Origin of the sequence: Mailhella massiliensis (assembly GCF_900155525.1) — a bacterium.
Classification (GTDB): domain Bacteria; phylum Desulfobacterota; class Desulfovibrionia; order Desulfovibrionales; family Desulfovibrionaceae; genus Mailhella; species Mailhella massiliensis.
The window spans coordinates 904,390-923,703 of sequence record NZ_LT706952.1; the positions used below are offsets into that span (position 1 = coordinate 904,390).

Genomic DNA, 19,314 nt, shown 5'->3' on the forward strand with positions numbered 1-19,314 from the left:
TGAAGCCTGACGCGCGCCCGCCGGCTCCCGGCCGGCGGGTACGCGCTTCGGGCGGAACGCTTCGGAAGGCGAGCCTTCCCGCCTCCGCCCGGCACCACGAAACAACACCGCTTCGGCCGACGCACAGGCCGCACATCTGGATGCGCCAGAAAGCACCAAGGAGTTCAGCATGGATCTCATCCTCCTTTCCCGCCTCCAGTTTGCCATGACCGTTTTCTTCCACTTCATCTTCGTTCCCCTCACTCTGGGGCTTTCCATCCTGCTCGCCATCATGGAAACGCTCTATGTGCGCACGGGAGACGAGGACTACAAGAGAATGGTCAAATTCCTGGGCAAACTCTTCCTCATCAACTTCGTTCTCGGCGTGGTGACCGGCATCACGCTCGAATTCCAGTTCGGCACCAACTGGTCGCGCTACTCCGCCTATGTGGGCGACATTTTCGGTTCGCTTCTGGCCATTGAAGCCACGGTGGCCTTCTTCCTCGAATCCACCTTCGTGGCCGTGTGGACCTTCGGCTGGGAAAAGGTGAACAAGAAGGTGCACTGCTTCGCCATCTGGATGGTGGCCATTGCGGGCAACATCTCCGCGCTGTGGATCATCCTTGCCAACGGCTTCATGCAGCACCCCGTGGGCTATGTCATCCGCAACGGCCGCGCGGAACTCGACGACTTCTTCGCCGTCGTTTCCAACCCCTACGCCTGGGGTGAATATTTCCACACCGTTTCCTCTGCCTGGATGCTCGGCGGCTTCTTCGTGCTCGGTGTCGCCGCATGGCATCTCGCCCGCAGGAACGAAGTGGCTCTCTTCACCAAGGCCGTGCGCATCGCGGCGCCCTTCACCCTCATCATGGCCCTTCTCGTGGGCGTGGCCGGTCATCAGCAGGGTATGAACGTGGCCCGGTATCAGCCCGCGAAGATGGCCGCCATGGAATCGCACTGGACCACGCAGACCAGAGCTCCCATGTATCTTCTGGCCTGGCCCGATCAGGAAAACGGCCGCAATCTTGTCGAAGCCCTGCCCATTCCCGGCCTCATGAGCTTCATCGCCTTCAACGACGTGAACGCCGAGGTCAAGGGCCTGAGCGACTTCGCCAAGGAAGACATTCCTCCCGTTCTGCCCACCTTCCTTTCCTTCCGCATCATGGTGGCCATGGGCTGTCTGTTCATCTTCGTGGCTGCCTGGGCCTGGTGGCGCCGCAAGGACATCGCTTCCGACACGCGCCTTGCCAGAATCCTGCCCTGGATGATTCCCCTGCCCTACATCACCATCATGTTCGGCTGGACTGTGGCGGAAGTGGGCCGTCAGCCCTGGATCGTCTACAACCTCATGCGTACCTCGGATGCGGTGTCTCCCGTGCCCACCAGCTCGGTGCTGCTTTCCGTCATCGCCTTCCTGGCCATCTACACGCTGCTCGGTCTGATAGACATCTGGCTTCTGTACACCAACTCCCGCAAGGGCCCCGAACCCGCCAAGCCCGCTCAGGAGGCGTAACATGGAAACAATCTGGTTCTTCCTCTGGACGCTCCTCTGGGCCGTGTACTTCATTCTCGACGGCTTCGACCTCGGCATGGGCAGCCTCATGCCCTTCCTGGCCTCCAACGACCATGAACGCCGCGTCATCTACAATGCTCAGGGTCCCTACTGGGACGGCAACGAAGTGTGGCTCATCACTGCGGGCGGCGTGACCTTCGCGGCCTTCCCCAACGCCTACGCCGTCATGTTCAGCGCGCTGTATGCGCCCCTGCTCATCCTGCTGTTCTGCCTCATCTTCCGGGCCGTGGCCTTCGAATTCCGCGGCAAGGGCGATTCCTGCACCTGGATCTTCAGCTGGGACGTGTGCATGACTCTGGGGAGCTTCCTGCCCGCTCTGCTGCTCGGCGTGGCCTTCGCCAACCTCTTCATGGGCATTCCCATCGACGGAAACGGCGTGTACCACGGCAACATCCTCAAGCTCCTGAACCCCTACGGCCTTGCCGGCGGCGTGCTCTTCGTCATCATGTTCTGCTATCACGGCGCGCTCTGGCTGGAACTCAAGTCCGAAGGCAACCTTCAGGTCAAGGCCTTCAAGGCCGCCAGAGTGCTCTGGCCCCTGCTGCTTTCCATGGTGCTCGTGTTCCTCGCGCTCACCGGGCACTATACCGAAAGCTTCGACCGTCTGGCTCAGCATCCCGCCGCCTACGCGGCCCTTGCCCTTGCCGTCATCGGTCTCGTGGCCAGCCGCCTCTGCCTGCACTCCAGCACCCTCATCGCCTGGATATGCAGCGCCCTGTTCATCCTGGGTCTCACCTTCTTCGGCGTGTTCGGCATGTATCCCGGCATCATTCTTTCCAGCATTGATCCGGCCTACAGCATCACCATCTTCAACGGCGCCTCCAGTCCCCTTACCCTGAAGATCATGCTCACGGTCACCCTCTGCGCCGTGCCCGTGGTTCTTGCCTATCAGGCCTGGGTTTACTGGACCTTCGCCCACAAGGTGACGAAGGAAACCCTGAAGGACGAACACTCCTATTAATCAGCACGGGAGTTCCGACTCCCCGCCGATTCATGAAAATGCCCGCGTCGTTGTAAAAGGCGCGGGCATTTTGCGTAGAAAATTCCGACCGGATCTTGAAAAATCGGCATAACCGCCGCGGCAGCGCCCCGGGCACGAAAACGGAAGCACTGCGGCTCCGCCGCTTCCCGCGCATCCCCTTCTCCTTCACCGGAGCAGACGATACCAGACACCGCGGAGACTCACGCATCATCCTCCCGGAGCATGCTCAAAAACGCTTCTGAAGCCCTGCCATAAGTGATTTCACAAAAAACAGGGGAAGGAATGGCGGAAACAAAAAACTCGCGGCACATCAGCGCCTGCGGCCGTTTCCGCGGCGTCCGTGGAACCTGCCGTGCTCGAACCAGTACAGACATGCGGAGGCAAGGGCCGTTGCGGCAAGCGCAAGGAACATGCCTTCATACCCTGCCATCGGCACGAGAAAACCGAAGAGATACGGTCCCAGCCCTATGCCGAGATCGAAAAAAAGAAAGAATGTGGTGGTTGCCTGGGCAAAACGCGAACGTGTGACCAGCGTCAGCGAAACAGCCTGCCCGGCGGACTGAAAATTGCCGAAGCCCGCACCGAGAAGAAGCGCGACAAAAAGAAACTCAGCACTCGTCTCCGCCGTGGCAAGCAGCGTCATGGCCATGGCCATGAGAAGCAGCGCGGGGTAAAAGACCACGTTTTCCCCGTAATGATCGAGAATATGCCCGCTGAAGGGACGCGTACCCAGCGCTGCGGCGGCATACACAAGAAAGAACACACCCGCGGCCCAGGTGAGCCCCTTTTCTTCCGCAAAGGCGGTAAGGAAGGCCTGCACGCACCCATAGCCCAGGCAGGCAACCAGAGCCACCAGAGAAAAGCGGACAACGCGAGGGTCGATATAGCTGTACAGATCCGTCATGGAACGGTGCTTCTTCAGCATGGAGGGCATGGCCTGAAGCGCGCAGAAGGCCGCTACGGAACCTGCACCGGCAACAAGCGCCGTCCACACCACGGCGGCATAATCCGCGCTGCGGATGAGCGTGATGCCGAGAAAAGGTCCCGCCGCAAGCGCGAGCGCCGCACTCATGGTGAAAAGGCTAATGCCGAGTCCGTGGTACTGCCGCGGCACGACATAGGCCACAATGGTACCCGTGGCCGTACCCGTCACTCCTACGGCAATACCGGTGAAAAGACGCTGAAGAAAAAGAAGCGGGAGCGAACCTGCAAGGAAAAAGGAGGCCACGCTTCCGACATAGAGCAGGAGACCGGCAAGAAGAATGCTGCGGCAGCCGAACAGGGAAAGCAGACTCCCTGCGACGAAGCGCCCGGAAAGGCAGCCTATGACCATGATTCCGCTGGAAAAGCCCGCTACGCTCAGGCTTGCGCCGTAGGATTCGCGCACATAGAGCGTACCGGTGACGAAAATCATGTAATAGGCCGTCATGACAAGCAGATTGATGACGGCCACCACATTGAAATTACGGTTGAATATGGCCTTCAGGGTTCCGCCTGCAAGAATGCCCTTCTCTTCCTCCATCTTCTGCCTCCCTCCATGAAAAAAGCGCCCGGCAACGAACGTCCAGATCGTGCTGCGGGCGCATTCATGGAGATACGGATATGCGCGTATGCTGTCAACTCAGGCCCAATCGCGCAGGCACGTCGTCACCATCTTTCCGAAATGCGGATATTCTCCAAGAAAACTCGACTGTTACGCTTCTCTCCTGCACAAGCTGAAAACAAAGCCCCTCCGCCATGCATGATGACCGGAGGGGCCGTATTCGGGAACGCCCGGTTCGTCCAGACTTACGACCGGGATCAACGCCGTATCAACATACCGAGTTCCGCTGCCATCTTCTTATAGCGTTCCACTTCCTGATAAAGAAACGCTTCCGTTTCCTCCGATCCCATCCAGGCAATGGTTTCCCAGTTTCTCACCGCGTTCTGAGCGCCTTCGGATGCATAGATCTTTGCCGAAGCCTCTTCCAGTATCCGCACCACGTCTTCGGGCGTATCGCGACGTACCATGAGAGCTCTCCAACTGGTCTGCTCCCAGTCGTACCCCAGCTCCCTCATGGTAGGGACATCAGGATAAACGGGCAGTCTCTTTCCGGCAAACGTGGCCAGAGGAACGAAGTCGCCGCTTTTCACCCAGCGCTCGGCATCCGGCGGATGGGTGAGGAGCATATCCACACGCCCGTCGAGCAGCCATTCCGCCGCTTCCTTGGGGCTGCTCTGCTCCAGAAGCTGCACATCCAGATCCGTATGCTTCCTGATGAAATACGTCATACCGATCTGAAGAGAACTCGGCTTGTTGGTAATGGCGATGCGCACCTTTCCGGGATGGGCCTTGGCATACTCGACAAACCCCTCATAGGTGGAAAACGGCGCGTTCTTACCGGCAAACAGCACTATGGGCAGCAACGTCACACGCCCGATGGGACGGAAATCCTCAAGCGTAAAATCCACATGCTCCATCAGAGGCCCGAGGGCCAACGGTCCCATGCCTGCATAAAAAATATGATATCCGTCCGCAGGGGCCTGAAGTGTCTGCCGGGCGGCCTCGCCCTTCAAACCGTGCTTCATGACGAAAGGCTGCCCGAGCATCTTTTCCATTTCCGTGCTGTAATATTCCCCTATAGTATCATAGGAGACACGGGGAGCGAAGGGATGCCATACCGTCACGGGCTTTTCGGGATACCCTGCGGCGGACGCGAGCGAAGCGTACGCGAGCATGATGAAGGCAAGCAGAACGGACAGGCATTTTTTCATGCCGAACTTTTCCTGAAGCATAACCTCTCCTGTACGGTTCAACCCACTGCAAACCGTTTGCCGCCCTGCCCTGCTCCTGCGGCAGAGCCTCTTCTAGGACCAGCGGTGGAAAGAATGCAGTGTCACCACTTGCGGATTAAAAAAGACCACGCTTTCACAGATAAGCCTATCCTGCAGACTGAAATTTCTTTCATGCCACAAAAGCACGGGCGTTCCTTCGGGAAGACCGAATGCTTCGGAAAGCGTTTTTTCCATGACCCACGGGATAAACGCCATGAGCTTATGTGACAGCCTCTCGCCTGAAAGATGCTCCACAAGCTCGGCATATCCCATTTCCGAAAACACGGAACTGTCGTCCACCTCCCTGGCTTCAAAAAAATTATAGGTCAGCACCGCCGGACGCTCATCCTGATAATGAACGGTCTTCTGCAAAAGCCGGGGACTCGGCAGGGAACACTTCACGGGAAAATCTTCCTGCTCCACCAGTGAATCACCACGGGCGGGAAAAGGAACCTCCCGGACGGTCCTCACCGTATGGCCGCCTTCCCTCAGCATGGCCTTGAAGTCACGCTGTGCCTCGAAGCGCATAGGCGTATGAAGCACGCTGTACTGGATGACGTTGCCCACGCCGTGCCGCTTGGAAATCACTCCTTCGTGACAAAGAACCGCCAGAGCTTCGCGTACCGTGGGTCTGCTTACTCCCAGCATGTCCTTGAGGTCGTCTTCCGGAGGCAGCCTGCCCTTGTCGCTTTCAAAGCGATCGATCAGATCAAGAATCCGCTGACGAATCTCCTGAATGAGAACTTTCATACATCTTCCTCAATATAGGTAAGACGTCTTACCTATTTTTTACTCATAAGCATTATGAAGGTCAAGCCCTGCCGCGCCGGAAACATCATCAATTTCCGACAGGTCTCCCCGTCGGAGCTCCAGCTGAGGAAATGGTGAAACATACTCTTGATGCCTGCATTACAAAATCAGCCCCTCGCGTCGAAAAAACTACCTTCTGAAACTGAGGGTTAGAGGAAAATACCACTTTCCCTTTTCCTGATACGGTTTCCTGCAGATAACATATTCGCCTTGAAAGACATCATCTTTAAATAAAAAAATACGCCCTATTCCATAAGCAAAAGAATCGTATAGAGCCTTGTTTCCATATTTCAGCAGCTGTTCCGGTGTCCCCGTATTCTGTCCCATATAATAAATGATGCCGTCCTTTTCCTCATTTACATATTTACTGAATGACGTCATGAAAAGAACGATATTTCCCTTTTTTGTCTGATTAATACCTCCTCGACAAGCACCGATAAAGGAAAAGTATTTCTCCAGCTCCGCTTTTTCATATTTTTTCCCCGGTTCCAGTCCTGTACTTTTCCCGGAATTTCTCTTTTCATCTACCGGCACAGCCTCTGAGAACGACTTACATAATTTAAATACTTCCTTTTTTATGGATGAATAAAGAGCTTCATTTTCATTTTTTGTGAAATATATCGCCATTTCATCATTATTCACCTGACTGTAGTCGTATAAATTCATACTTCCCAGCAGAATATCGTTTTCCGTAAGAAAACATTTTGCATGGAGATTTTTCTTTTAAACAATTGTGACGCTACTTCCTCATGCAAAAAATCTTCACAATATATGATTCTTATCTCGACACCACATTCCCTTTTTCCCTTAAGAATATGATAAACTCGTGTATTCATTTTTATATAAGGAGATACTATGATAATAATTTTCTTTGCTTCTTCAAGCATTTTTTCAAGATACAAAGACATGGCCGCCGCAGTGACAAGCCGGGGTCCCTCATTCTTTGAAGAGGAAAGAAAATGATGAAACAGCGCCATGATACGCCCTCCCACATATATTTTCAAAAAGTATTATCTACATGACGGAAGAATGGCAAATCATGCCAGACTTCACATCAGAACACCGCTACAGGGAAGGAAAGACAGGTTCCTAAAGGCGGCGCATACGAAACGAGGCCGGTACCCGCCGCTCCTTTCGGAGGGAAGGCACCGGCCTCGTTGTTATGCAATGCGGGAGAGAAGCCTCCCTGCTGATCAGTCGTTCATCGCGTTGTTGATACCGGTTTCGATATCAGGGGCGATGATGGGGTTTTCCTCAAGGTCGCGCAGGTACTTGTTGGGGCGTTCCTTCTGGTCCGGCACCTCGATGTCCTGATTGACGTATTCGCGGTAGCCCGTACCGGCGGGAATAAGGCGACCCACGATGACGTTTTCCTTCAGGCCGCGCAGGTAGTCGTGCTTGCCCTTGAGGGAAGCCTCGGTGAGCACCTTGGTGGTTTCCTGGAAGGAGGCGGCGGCCACCCACGACAGGGAGCTCAGAGAGGCCTGCGTGATGCCCAGAACCAGAGGCTCGGCCACGGCGGGCTGGCGGCCTTCGGCAATGGCCTTGTCGTTTTCTTCCTTGAATTCCACCTTGTCCACCTGTTCGCCCACGAGGAAGGTGGTCTGCCCCGGATCGAGGATGGTCACCTTCTTCAGCATCTGACGCACGATGACTTCGATGTGCTTGTCGTCGATACCCACGCCCTGGAAGCGGTACACTTCCTGGATTTCGTCCACGAGGTAGCGGGCCAGGTATTTTTCACCGCGGGTATGCAGAATGTCGTGCAGTTCGGGATGCCCTTCGGTCACGGGTTCGCCGGCCTCCACATAGTCGCCTTCGGACGCGGTGATGTGCTTGCCCTTGGGAATGAGGTATTCCTTGGGTTCGCCCACTTCAGGACGCACGATGAGCTTTCTCTTGCCCTTGGATTCGCCCGCGTATTCCACGATGCCGGAGATTTCCGACACCACGGCCATTTCCTTGGGCTTGCGGGCTTCGAAGAGCTCGGCCACGCGGGGAAGACCACCCACGATATCCTTGGTCTTGGAAGTTTCACGGGGCTTACGGGCGATGATGTCACCGGCCTGCACGGCCTCGCCGTCCTTCACCATGATGAGGGCGCCCACCGGCATGGTGTAGGTGGCCGGGATGGAACCCGTGCCCTGCGCCGACGTGCGGGACTTGATGGTGCCGTCTTCCGCCGTGATGTCGATGGCCGGGCGGAAGCTCGTGGTGCGGTATTCCATGATGGTGCGGGTGGACTGGCGGGTGGCCTCGTCCATCTTTTCCTGCACCGTCTTGCCTTCGATGATGTCCTTGAAGCGGATGAAACCGTCCACTTCCGTGATGAAGGGTTCGTTGAAGGGGTCCCATTCGGCAAGCATCTTGCCCTTCACCACTTCCTCGCCGTCATTGACGTAGAGGCGGGCGCCGTTGGGCAGGATGTACTTTTCCGCTTCGCGGCCCTGTTCGTCCACGATGGTGAGCTGACCGCTCTTGCCGATGACCATGGCCACGCCGTCGCGGTTGATGACGGCCTTGACGCGGGTCAGGCTGATGCGGCCGGAGTTCTGCGCCTCGAAGCTGGACTTGGCCACCTGAGCCGAAGCGGTACCGCCGATGTGGAAGGTACGCATGGTCAGCTGCGTGCCGGGTTCACCGATGGACTGAGCGGCGATGATACCCACGGTTTCACCCACGTTGACGAGATGCCCGCGGGCGAGGTCACGGCCGTAGCACAGGGCGCACACGCCGCGTTCCGCCTGGCAGGTGAGCGCGGAGCGGATGGTCACAGTGCCCACGCCGGCTTCGTCCAGCGCGTTGGCCACCTTTTCGTCCACCAGAGTGTTGGCGGGGAACAGCAGTTCCTTGGTGGTGGGATGCATGACCGGGTAAAGCAGCACACGGCCGATGATGCGGTCGCGCAGGGGGAGCTTGATTTCGTTCCCTTCGCGCAGAGCGGTCATTTCGATGCCGTCCACGGTGTTGCAGTCTTCCTGCGAAACGATGACGTCCTGCACCACGTCCACGAGACGACGGGTCAGGTAACCGGAGTTGGCCGTCTTCAGAGCGGTATCGGCCAGACCCTTACGGGCGCCGTGCGTGGAGGTGAAGTACTGCAGCACGGTGAGGCCTTCACGGAAGCTCGCGGTAATAGGCGTTTCGATGATGGCGCCGGAAGGCTTGGCCATCAGACCGCGCATACCGCCGAGCTGTCTCATCTGGTCCGCGTTGCCTCGAGCGCCGGAGTTGGACATCATGAAGATGGGGTTGAAGCTCGTGTCGTCGGCTTCGCGGCCCGTCTTCGGATCCACCACATGGTCGACGGAAATCTCCTTCATCATTTCCTTGGAAATGTTGGTGGAGGTCTGCGACCACACGTCAACCACCTTGTTGTACTTTTCCGTACGGGTGATGATACCGTTGCGGTACTGCTGCTCGATGTCGTCCACTTCCGCCTGCGAAGCGGAAATGATGGCCTTCTTGCGGGAAGGAATGGTCATGTCCTTCAGGCCGATGGAAATACCTGCGCGGGTGGAGAACTCGTAACCGATGTTCTTCAGCTGGTCGCACAGGATGACGGTGTTCTTAATGCCGGCGGCCTTGTAGGCGATGCCCACGAGCTTGCCGATGGCCTTCTTGGTGAGCACCTTGTTGACTTCTTCAAAGGGCAGCACATGAGGCAGACGTTCCCATACCAGCACGCGGCCGCAGGTGGTTTCCACGGGCTTGCCGGAACCCATGCGCACCTTGATGCGCGCATGCAGGTCAAGCTGCTTGGCGTCGTAGGCGGCTTCCACTTCCCAGGGACCGCAGAAGGTCATGCCTTCGCCCTTGCAGAAGGAACGGTCCATGGTCATGTAGTACAGACCGAGAACCATGTCCTGCGAGGGAATGATGACGGGGCTGCCGTTTGCCGGAGAAAGAATGTTGTTGGTGCTCATGAGCAGCACGCGGCATTCGATCTGCGCTTCCACGGAAAGCGGGATATGCACGGCCATCTGGTCGCCGTCGAAGTCGGCGTTGTACGCCGTACACACGAGCGGATGCAGACGGATGGCCTTGCCTTCCACGAGCAGGGGTTCAAAGGCCTGAATGCCCAGACGGTGCAGCGTAGGAGCACGGTTCAGCAGCACGGGGTATTCGCGCACCACTTCGGCCAGGATATCCCACACCACGAGCTCCTCGCGCTCCACCATCTTCTTCGCGCTCTTGATGGTGGAAGCGTAGCCTCTCTTTTCCAGTTCGGAATAGATGAAGGGCTTGAACAGCTCGAGAGCCATCTTCTTGGGCAGACCGCACTGATGCAGCTTCAGAGAGGGGCCCACGCAGATGACGGAACGGCCGGAATAGTCCACGCGCTTGCCGAGCAGGTTCTGACGGAAGCGGCCCTGCTTGCCCTTGATCATGTCGGAAAGGGACTTCAGCGGACGGCCGTTGGTGCCGGTGATGGCGCGGCCGCGGCGACCGTTGTCGAACAGAGCATCCACCGCTTCCTGAAGCATACGCTTTTCGTTGCGGATGATGATGTCCGGCGCGCCGAGTTCCTTCAGGCGCTTCAGACGGTTGTTGCGGTTGATGACGCGGCGGTACAGGTCGTTCAGGTCGGAGGTGGCGAAGCGGCCGCCGTCCAGCGGAACCAGAGGACGCAGATCCGGCGGAATGACGGGAATGACTTCCAGGATCATCCATTCGGGCTTGTTGTTGGATTCCAGGAAGGCTTCCACGATCTTCAGGCGCTTGGTGAGCTTCTTCTTCTTGGTCTGGCTCTTGGTTTCCTGCGATTCTTCACGCAGCTTCACCTTGAGGGACGGCAGGTCGAGCTCTTCCAGAAGGCCGCGGATGGCTTCGGCACCCATGCCCACCTTGAGGGACTCGTCGCCGAAGCGTTCCAGGATCTGAAGATACTGGTCTTCGGAAATGACCTGCATGCGGCTCAGGTTGGTGGAACCCGGGTCCAGAACCACATAGGAGTCGAAATACAGCACCTTCTCAAGGTCGGCCATGGTCATGTCGAGCAGCGTGCCGATCTTGGAGGGAAGGGTCTTCAAAAACCAGATATGGGCCACGGGCGCGGCAAGCTCGATGTGACCCATGCGTTCGCGGCGCACCTTGGAGGCGATGACTTCAACGCCGCACTTTTCGCAGACGATGCCGCGGTGCTTCATCCGCTTGTACTTGCCGCAATTGCACTCATAGTCCTTCACGGGGCCGAAGATCTTGGCGCAGAACAGGCCGTCGCGTTCGGGCTTGAAGGTACGGTAGTTGATGGTTTCCGGCTTCTTGACTTCGCCGTACGACCATTCCCGTATGTTTTCCGGCGACGCAAGCGTGATCTGAATGGAATTCAGATTGCGGATGTTCGACACGCTGGAGGAGGCCGCCGTGTCGCGGACAGTAAACAGATCGTCCAGACTCATCTATATCTCCCTGGCAAGAGGGTTGGATTCATCTTTGCCTGAGCTAGAGGCAGGTGAGGAAAAGCCTCCCCGCATCCCTCGGGCGGAAACCGCCCGCCGCGCCCGGAGCGCGGAACCGGAAATTCTCCCGGAGGGATGCGGGGAGCTCCCCCGCTATTCTTCAATGACAGGAGTGTTCACAAAGAAGCGGGGCTTGGCGGGCTTCTTCGTTTCTTCCTGTTCAAGGTTCACATTGAGGCCCAGGGACATGAGTTCCTTGACCAGAACATTGAAGGATTCGGGCAGACCGGCTTCAAGGAAGTTGTCTCCCTTGACGATCTTTTCATACATCTTCACGCGGCCGGCCACGTCGTCGGACTTCACCGTCAGGAATTCCTGCAGCAGGTACGAAGCGCCGTAACCTTCCAGAGCCCACACTTCCATTTCACCGAGACGCTGGCCGCCGAACTGGGCCTTACCGCCGAGGGGCTGCTGCGTCACCAGGCTGTAGGGGCCGGTGGAACGGGCATGGATCTTTTCGTCGACGAGGTGATGCAGCTTCAGGTAGTACATCACGCCCGTGGTCACGCGGTTGGCGAAGGGCTCGCCGGTGCGGCCGTCGTAAAGCACGGTCTTGCCGTCGTTGGGCAGACCGGCGCGTTCCAGCCACGACCAGATCTGGTCTTCTTCCGCACCGTCGAACACGGGGGTCTTGGTGATGATGCCCTTGCGCAGGCCGAGCACGGCCTTGCGGAGCGCATCGTCATCCATGCTGTCCACCAGTTCGTCGATGGTCATGCCGTCGGCACGGGCGGCAGGCAGGTCGGCGGCGAAGATATCCTTCACTTCCGCACGGAGCTTGTCCATGGCCACGCCGTTGTCCACCATTTCGGCAAGCTGACGGCCCAGTTCCTTGGCGGCCCAGCCCAGATGCGTTTCCATGATCTGGCCGATGTTCATTCGGGAAGGCACGCCCAGGGGGTTCAGCACCACGTCCACGGGACGGCCGTCCTTGAAGAAGGGCATATCTTCTTCAGGCAGAATCATGGACACGACACCCTTGTTACCATGACGGCCGGCCATCTTGTCGCCCACGGAAAGCTTACGCTTGATGGCGATGTGCACCTTGACCATCTTGATGACGCCGGGAGGCAGATCGTCGCCTTCCGTAGCCTTTTCGCGCTTGGCGTCGTAAAGCTTCTTCACCACTTCGAGCTGGCGGTCATAGGCTTCCAGCATGTGGGTGATCTGCTCGTTGATCTCCTTGTTGCGCAGGATGTCGGCCAGGCGCTTGATGGGCAGTTCCAGCATGACGTCCCAGGTAAGTTCGGTGCCGGCTTCGGCCAGCACTTCGCCCTTGCGCTTGCCGGCAATGGCGACGGCGAGCACCTGACCTTCCATGAGAGGACGCATACGTTCGCGGGTACGCTCGGTCAGGGCGCGGACATGATCCGCTTCCTTGCGGTCGAGCTTCGCGATCTCGTAGGCCTCGATTTCACGGGTACGGTCGTCCTTCTCGCCGGAACGGCGGTTGAACACCTTCACGTCGATGACGGTGCCTTCGATTCCCGGGGGAACCTTGAGGGAGGTGTTTTTCACGTCGCGGGCCTTGTCGCCGAATATGGCGCGCAGCAGCTTCTCTTCAGGAGTAAGCTGCGTTTCGCCCTTGGGCGTGATCTTGCCCACGAGAATGTCGTCGGGCTTCACGGAAGCGCCGATGCGGATGACGCCGCTGCCGTCCAGGTTGTGCAGCATGTCGTCGCCCACGTTGGGAATATCGCGGGTGATTTCTTCCGGTCCGAGCTTGGTGTCGCGGGCGGCCACTTCGAATTCTTCGATGTGGATGGACGTGTAGATGTCGTCGCGCACCGCACGCTCGGAAATGAGCACGGCGTCTTCGTAGTTGTAACCGCACCAGGGCATGAAGGCCACGACCAGGTTCTTGCCCAGAGCCAGTTCGCCGTTTTCAATGCCGGGACCGTCGGCCAGAACGTCGTTCTTCTTCACCCTCTGGCCGGGATAGCAGGTGGGCTTCTGGCCGAAGCAGGAGTTCTGGTTCGATTTGTGGTACTTCAGAAGGTCGTAGCTGCGCACGCCGCCGCGATCTTCCATGTACAGGTCGTCGTAGGCCACGATGACGCGCTCGGCGTCGGCATAGCGCACCACGCCGTCGCCTTCCGCAAGCAGGCAGGCGCCGGAGTCGCGGGCCACGTCGTATTCCATGCCCGTGCCCACCAGAGGACGTTCGGAACGCAGAAGCGGAACGGCCTGGCGCTGCATGTTCGAACCCATGAGGGCGCGGTTGGCGTCGTCATGTTCGAGGAAGGGAATGAGCGCGGCGGAAATGGACACCATCTGGCTGGGCGAAATGTCCTGCAGGGTGACTTCGTCGCGGCTCGCCATGAGCACGTCGCCGCCGGTGGAACGCACGGTCATGTTCTCTTCGATGAAACGGCCGGTTTCGTCCACGGGCGCGTTGGCCTGGGCGATGATCTGGTCCTTTTCGCAGGAGGCGTCGAGATGCACGATCTCGTCGGTCTTGCGGCCGTCGCGCACCACGCGATAGGGCGTTTCAATGAAGCCGTATTCATTCACCTTGGCGTAGGTGGTCAGAGAAACGATAAGACCGATGTTCGGGCCTTCAGGCGTTTCAATGGGGCAGATACGGCCGTAGTGGGAGGTATGAACGTCGCGCACTTCGAAGCCCGCACGTTCGCGGGTCAGACCGCCGGGGCCCAGAGCGGAAAGACGGCGCTTGTGCGTCACTTCCGACAGGGAGTTGGTCTGGTCCATGAACTGCGACAGCTGGGAGGTGCCGAAGAATTCCTTGAGCACCGCAGCCACGGGCTTGGGGTTGATGAGGTCGTGCGGCATGAGGGAAGCGACTTCCTGAATGCTCATGCGTTCCTTGATGGCGCGTTCCATGCGCACAAGGCCGATACGGTACTGGTTTTCCACCAGTTCGCCCACCAGACGCACGCGGCGGTTGCCCAGATGGTCGATATCGTCGGGCGCGCCGTTGCTGTCCTTCATGGTCACAAGCACCTTGATGGCCGTGATGATGTCCTCGTCGGTGAGGGTCAGCACGTCCTTGTCGGTGTCGAGACCGAGGCGCAGGTTGAGCTTGTAGCGGCCCACGGCGGACAGATCGTAGTAGTCCGCGTTGCGGAACAGATTGTCGAAGTAGCTGGCCGCGATTTCGGGCGTGGGCGGGGAGCTCGGACGCAGACGACGGTAGATTTCCTCCTGCGCCTTCTCGGTGCTCGTGGTCTTGTCGAGCATGAGAGTGTCGCGGATGGAGGAAGAGGTATCGGCGCCCTTGGTGTGCAGGATGGAAAGGCTGGTCACGCCCGCTTCCAGCATCTGTTCGAGCAGGGAGGGCGTCAGCTCGTCGGCCGCTTCGGCCATGATTTCACCGGTGGCGGCGTTCACCACGTCTTCACCGAGGAAAAGACCGTTCAGGGAGTCGGGAGCAACTTCGATATATTCAATGCCCGCACCGGAGATCTTTCTCCAGTCGCGCTTGTTCAGCTTCTTTCCGGCCTTGACGATCACATTGCCTTCGGCATCCAGGATGTCGTTGTAGGCGATGCGGTCCTTGTCGTTGGCGTACAGTTCGGCATCGGCACGCATGAGCAGACGGGAACCTTCCAGACGATACTCTTCCTTCTTGTAGAAGGTGTCGAGGATCTGCGTCTTGGACATGCCCATGGCCTTGAACAGGATGGTTGCGGGCATCTTGCGGCGGCGGTCGATGCGGACGTACAGAATGTCCTTATGGTCGAAGTCGAAATCGAGCCAGGAACCGCGCATGGGAATGACGCGGCAGGAATAGAGCACCTTGCGGGAGGTGTGCGTCTTGCCGCCGTCATGTTCGAAAATGATGCCGGGGGAACGCTGCAGCTGATTGACGATGACGCGTTCGGTGCCGTTCACGATGAACGTGCCCTTTTCGGTCATCAGCGGAAGCGTGCCGAAATAGATGTCCTGCTCCTTGCCGTCACGGTAGGTGCGGGTGTTGGCTGCTTCGTCGACGTCATAAATATCGAGACGCACCTTGATACGCACGGGAGCTTCGTAGGTCAGGCCCTTGGAAATGCACTCGGCCTGGTCGTACTTTGGCTCGCTGATGTCATAACCCAGATATTCCAGGCTGGCGGTACGATTAAAATCTTCGATGGGGAACACGGACCGGAAGACGCCTTCCAGCCCCACATGGGGGTCGCGTTCCGATTCCTTGCGCCCTTCCTGCAGGAAGGCGCTGTACGAGTCCACCTGAAGATTCAAAAGGTGCGGAATGGGAATGGACACTTTGATTTTGCCGAATTGCTTCGTAAGCTGACCCATTACTTTACCTCAAGAATGGCAGTTGTCCGGCCCTGCGCCGGAAATGTGACGTAACGGAAGAAAGCCCTGACACAAACGAACAGACGCGGAAAAACAGGCAACAAAGTCCCCCGTCCCTGGCCCGGAGGGGGCGTTGCCTGTCCTTTATGACATCTGGCTAGAAAAAACGTTCAATGTGGGATGCCTGCATATCCGTCCGTAGAGATTATCCTAATGAGTCAGCCAGACTAACCCCTTATCAGGCAAATAGCAAGTGTTTTCATGACACCTTTTCCATATTTCAGGATAACCTATTTTTTCAGAAAAAACAATTCCCGCCTTCGGTTGACAAATGAAAATTTCTTCTTTTCCGCTCCGCGCGGTCCGGTATTTTTCTGTCGGCGACAACAAATCTTTTCTTTTCCCGGAAAGACGCATGGTGTTCCCCTCTTCCTCCCCGGCGCAGAAACACAAAACCGCAACGTGCGCCCTTCATTCTTTTCCGAAGGAACGCAAAAAAACATATGATACTGCGATGAGCCGGTGTAAAAAACGCGCATTCCGGCCCTGGAGGTGAGGCTTTTCCTCCATAACGCCGGATAGTTCTGCTTCAGCATGAACCGCTGCCTCTTTTACCCGGCCGCAAGTCGTCGGTACGCTGCAAAAACGTCCGCCGCTTGCGAAGTATGCATGTCTTCTTGAAGAATGGGGCTGAAAAGTCGAAGATGACAGTATGGGGTTCCGATGCCTCAGAAAGAACGACACCTGCCGAGAAAGGCTTCTGCAGAAGGCGGAGAACGTAGAAACGCATCTCTGCCCCCTCCGCCGCAACTGCCGGTTCCTGCTGCGGCACCCCTGTCGGCCCTACGGCTCCGACCATCCCGGTCCCGTTCCCGCAGCATGGCAGTCTCGTTTCAGAAAAGAGGCGTTAAACAGAAAAGGCCCCTCCGGGGAGGGGCCTCATATTCACCTGGCGGTGAAGGAAACTTACTTGATTTCGACGGTAGCGCCGGCTTCGGTGAGTTCCTTCTTGGCGGCTTCGGCGTCTTCCTTGGACACGCCTTCCTTCAGGGTGGAGGGAGCGCCGTCCACCTTTTCCTTGGCTTCCTTGAGGCCGAGGCCGGTCAGGGCGCGCACAACCTTGATGACGCCGATCTTGTTGGCGCCGACTTCCTTCAGGATAACGTCGAATTCGGTCTTTTCTTCTTCAGCGGGAGCGGCAGCGGCGGGAGCAGCGGCAACGGCCACGGCGGGAGCGGCAGCGGACACGCCGAACTTTTCTTCGAGTTCCTTGATGAATTCGGCCAGTTCGAGCACGGTCATGTTGGAGATGAACTCAACAACCTGTTCTTTGGTGATATCAGCCATGGTAATGACTCCTTAAAATTCTTTGACTTTTGATGGTTTGAGGCGAAATGGCGGCCGAAGGAACGCTTACGCGGCCTTCTTTTCTTCGATAGCCTTGAGGGCGTACAGAAGAGGACGAACCATATTGGCCATGAGAGACACGAAGTTGGTGGGCACGGCGTTCATGGTCGCCAGAGCCTGAGCAAGCAGCTGTTCCTTGGAAGGCAGCTTGGCGAGTTCGGCGATCTGAGCGGGGCTCAGAGCCTTGCCGTCAAGGCTGGCCTGGCGGATTTCCAGCTTGCTGTTGGTCTTGGCGAAGTCCGTGAGAGCCTTGGCCACCCCGACGGGATCCTTGAATCCAAGGGCGATGGCACAGTTATCCTTCAGAGAAGAAGAGATGGAGCTGTGTTCGGTGTCTGCTAACGCAATGCGGGCAAGAGTGTTCTTGACGACGTGGTATTCGCCGCCAGCGGCGCGCAGCGCCACACGGAGCCCGGTCAGCTCTTCCACCGACATACCCTTGAAGTCGGTCACAACCGCAAACGAAGCACGAGAGGCGACTTCTCTGACCTGCTCGATGATTACGGCTTTTTCAGACCTGTTCTTCACGTGATGCTCCTCACGATTGGGTGTTTGTCTTGTGGAATGCCGAGCCAAAGAATCTGTCTGAGCAGGGTATTAAGGCTTGCGCCACCTGCCGTCTTCGACCCGAAATTCCTTCCCTAGCCTAAAATATGAAAAGGCGGAAAGGCACCCCGGAAGGGGTGCCCGTCACTCAGCCTTCAATAAACTTCTTGCACTGGGCCATGTCGACCTTGAAGCCGGGGCCCATGGTGGTGGACACAGTCATGGAGAGCATGTACTGGCCCTTGGCGGCGGAAGGCTTCAGGCGCTGAACGGCGTCGAGAAGAGCCTTGAGGTTGTCCACGATCTTTTCGGGACCGAAGGAAACCTTGCCGAGGGGAGCGTGCAGCACGCCGGCCTTGTCCACCTTGAAGTCCACGCGACCGGCCTTCAGTTCCTGAACGGCCTTGGCAACGTCGAAGGTGACGGTGCCGGTCTTGGCGTTGGGCATCAGGCCGCGGGGGCCGAGCACACGGCCGACCTGACCGACCAGAGCCATGACGTCGGGAGCGGCAACGGCGGCGTCGAATTCCAGCCAGCCGCCCTTGATCTGGGCCACGAGGTCTTCAGCACCCACGACATCAGCGCCGGCGGCGCGGGCTTCAGCCTGCTTGTCGCCCTTGCAGAACACGGCCACGCGCACGGTCTTGCCGAGGCCATGAGGAAGGGAAACAGCACCGCGGACCATCTGGTCGGAGTACTTGGGGTCGACGCCCAGACGGAGGGCAACGTCGACCGTTTCATCAAATTTGGCGAAGGAAGCGCCAAGGGACTTGGCAACCGCGTCCTCCACGGAAAAACGCTGGGTCAGATCAATGCCTTCCAGCGAATTGCGATATTTTTTTCCATGCGTAGGCATGATGGTATTCCTTTCTTTGCGCTTGTCGTCTCGAATCTCCTGCCGGCATCATCGTACCGGCAGTACGGCCGAATCCAACGAAATAGGCGCGGCGCGATGAACGCGCCCACATATCACACGTACGGACGCCGTCTTGCCGCCTGGACGCAATTACTTGACGTCCAGTCCCATGCTGCGCGCGGTGCCCATGATGTTGCGCACGGCGCCTTCGAGATCCTTGCAGTTCAGGTCGGGCATCTTCAGCTTGGCGATTTCCTCAACCTGAGCCATGGTGACGGAACCAACCTTGTTACGGTTGGGCTCGCCGGAACCCTTTTCCACCTTGGCGGCCTTCATCAGCAGAACGGGAGCCGGAGGCGTCTTGGTGATAAAGGTGAAGGAGCGGTCGGCATACACCGTGATGATCACGGGGATGATCATGCCCTTCTGGTCCTGAGTACGAGCATTGAATTCCTTGCAGAACCCCATGATGTTCACGCCGTGCTGGCCCAGAGCGGGACCGACGGGCGGAGAGGGGTTGGCGGCACCAGCAGGAATCTGCAGTTTGATCTTGGCAACTTCTTTCTTGGCCATTGTCGTTAATCCTTATTTTGCGGTCTCAGGCACAGGCCTGACTGCT

14 protein-coding genes are annotated in these 19,314 nt (G+C 57.8%); 2 read left to right on the forward strand and 12 right to left on the reverse strand.

The genetic code is table 11. The annotated features are described in order from the left end of the window. The first annotated feature begins 169 nt into the window (after positions 1-169). On the forward strand, positions 170-1,492 hold the full coding sequence (locus CZ345_RS14395) for a cytochrome ubiquinol oxidase subunit I (protein WP_077073776.1): 1,323 nt from the start codon (positions 170-172) through the stop codon (positions 1,490-1,492). Between the two features lies 1 nt (position 1,493). Next, positions 1,494-2,513: a cytochrome d ubiquinol oxidase subunit II gene (cydB, locus tag CZ345_RS14400; RefSeq protein ID WP_077073777.1), complete on the forward strand. Its 1,020-nt coding sequence runs from the start codon at positions 1,494-1,496 to the stop codon at positions 2,511-2,513. Between the two features lie 331 nt (positions 2,514-2,844). Here cydB and CZ345_RS14405 read toward each other — a convergent pair whose 3' ends face one another. From CZ345_RS14405 to rplK, 12 genes are all read right to left on the reverse strand, one after another. Next, positions 2,845-4,056: an MFS transporter gene (locus CZ345_RS14405; protein WP_077073778.1), complete on the reverse strand. Its 1,212-nt coding sequence runs from the start codon at positions 4,054-4,056 to the stop codon at positions 2,845-2,847. A 278-nt stretch (positions 4,057-4,334) separates the two neighbouring features. After that, positions 4,335-5,309: a tripartite tricarboxylate transporter substrate binding protein gene (locus tag CZ345_RS14410; protein ID WP_083717495.1), complete on the reverse strand. Its 975-nt coding sequence runs from the start codon at positions 5,307-5,309 to the stop codon at positions 4,335-4,337. A 72-nt stretch (positions 5,310-5,381) separates the two neighbouring features. Then, the gene (locus CZ345_RS14415) at positions 5,382-6,098 is read right to left on the reverse strand and encodes a GntR family transcriptional regulator (protein ID WP_077073779.1); all 717 of its coding nucleotides are present in this window, start codon (positions 6,096-6,098) and stop codon (positions 5,382-5,384) included. A 189-nt stretch (positions 6,099-6,287) separates the two neighbouring features. After that, entirely contained in the window at positions 6,288-6,824 is a 537-nt protein-coding gene (locus CZ345_RS14420; RefSeq protein WP_077073780.1) for a hypothetical protein, read from the reverse strand. Continuing rightward, a complete protein-coding gene (locus CZ345_RS16775) occupies positions 6,821-7,135 on the reverse strand; it encodes a phospholipase D-like domain-containing protein (protein WP_144277376.1) in 315 nt (104 codons plus the stop codon). Before CZ345_RS16775 ends, CZ345_RS14420 begins: the two co-directional genes overlap by 4 nt. 216 nt (positions 7,136-7,351) lie before the next feature. Then, complete coding sequence (gene rpoC, locus CZ345_RS14425; protein WP_077073781.1) at positions 7,352-11,560, reverse strand: DNA-directed RNA polymerase subunit beta'; 4,209 nt, start codon at positions 11,558-11,560, stop codon at positions 7,352-7,354. A gap of 153 nt (positions 11,561-11,713) precedes the next feature. Then, positions 11,714-15,886: a DNA-directed RNA polymerase subunit beta gene (gene rpoB / locus CZ345_RS14430; protein ID WP_077073782.1), complete on the reverse strand. Its 4,173-nt coding sequence runs from the start codon at positions 15,884-15,886 to the stop codon at positions 11,714-11,716. A 290-nt stretch (positions 15,887-16,176) separates the two neighbouring features. Continuing rightward, complete coding sequence (locus CZ345_RS17130; RefSeq protein WP_162274985.1) at positions 16,177-16,482, reverse strand: hypothetical protein; 306 nt, start codon at positions 16,480-16,482, stop codon at positions 16,177-16,179. Between the two features lie 370 nt (positions 16,483-16,852). Continuing rightward, complete coding sequence (gene rplL, locus CZ345_RS14445) at positions 16,853-17,233, reverse strand: 50S ribosomal protein L7/L12 (protein ID WP_077073785.1); 381 nt, start codon at positions 17,231-17,233, stop codon at positions 16,853-16,855. A 66-nt stretch (positions 17,234-17,299) separates the two neighbouring features. Beyond that, positions 17,300-17,821, reverse strand: a complete 522-nt coding sequence (gene rplJ / locus CZ345_RS14450) for a 50S ribosomal protein L10 (protein WP_077073786.1) — start codon at positions 17,819-17,821, stop codon at positions 17,300-17,302. Between the two features lie 166 nt (positions 17,822-17,987). Beyond that, positions 17,988-18,695 (reverse strand): 50S ribosomal protein L1, encoded by a 708-nt coding sequence (rplA, locus tag CZ345_RS14455; RefSeq protein WP_077073787.1) that lies wholly within the window; start codon positions 18,693-18,695, stop codon positions 17,988-17,990. Between the two features lie 150 nt (positions 18,696-18,845). Beyond that, positions 18,846-19,268: a 50S ribosomal protein L11 gene (gene rplK / locus CZ345_RS14460; RefSeq protein ID WP_077073788.1), complete on the reverse strand. Its 423-nt coding sequence runs from the start codon at positions 19,266-19,268 to the stop codon at positions 18,846-18,848. Positions 19,269-19,314 lie beyond the last annotated feature (46 nt).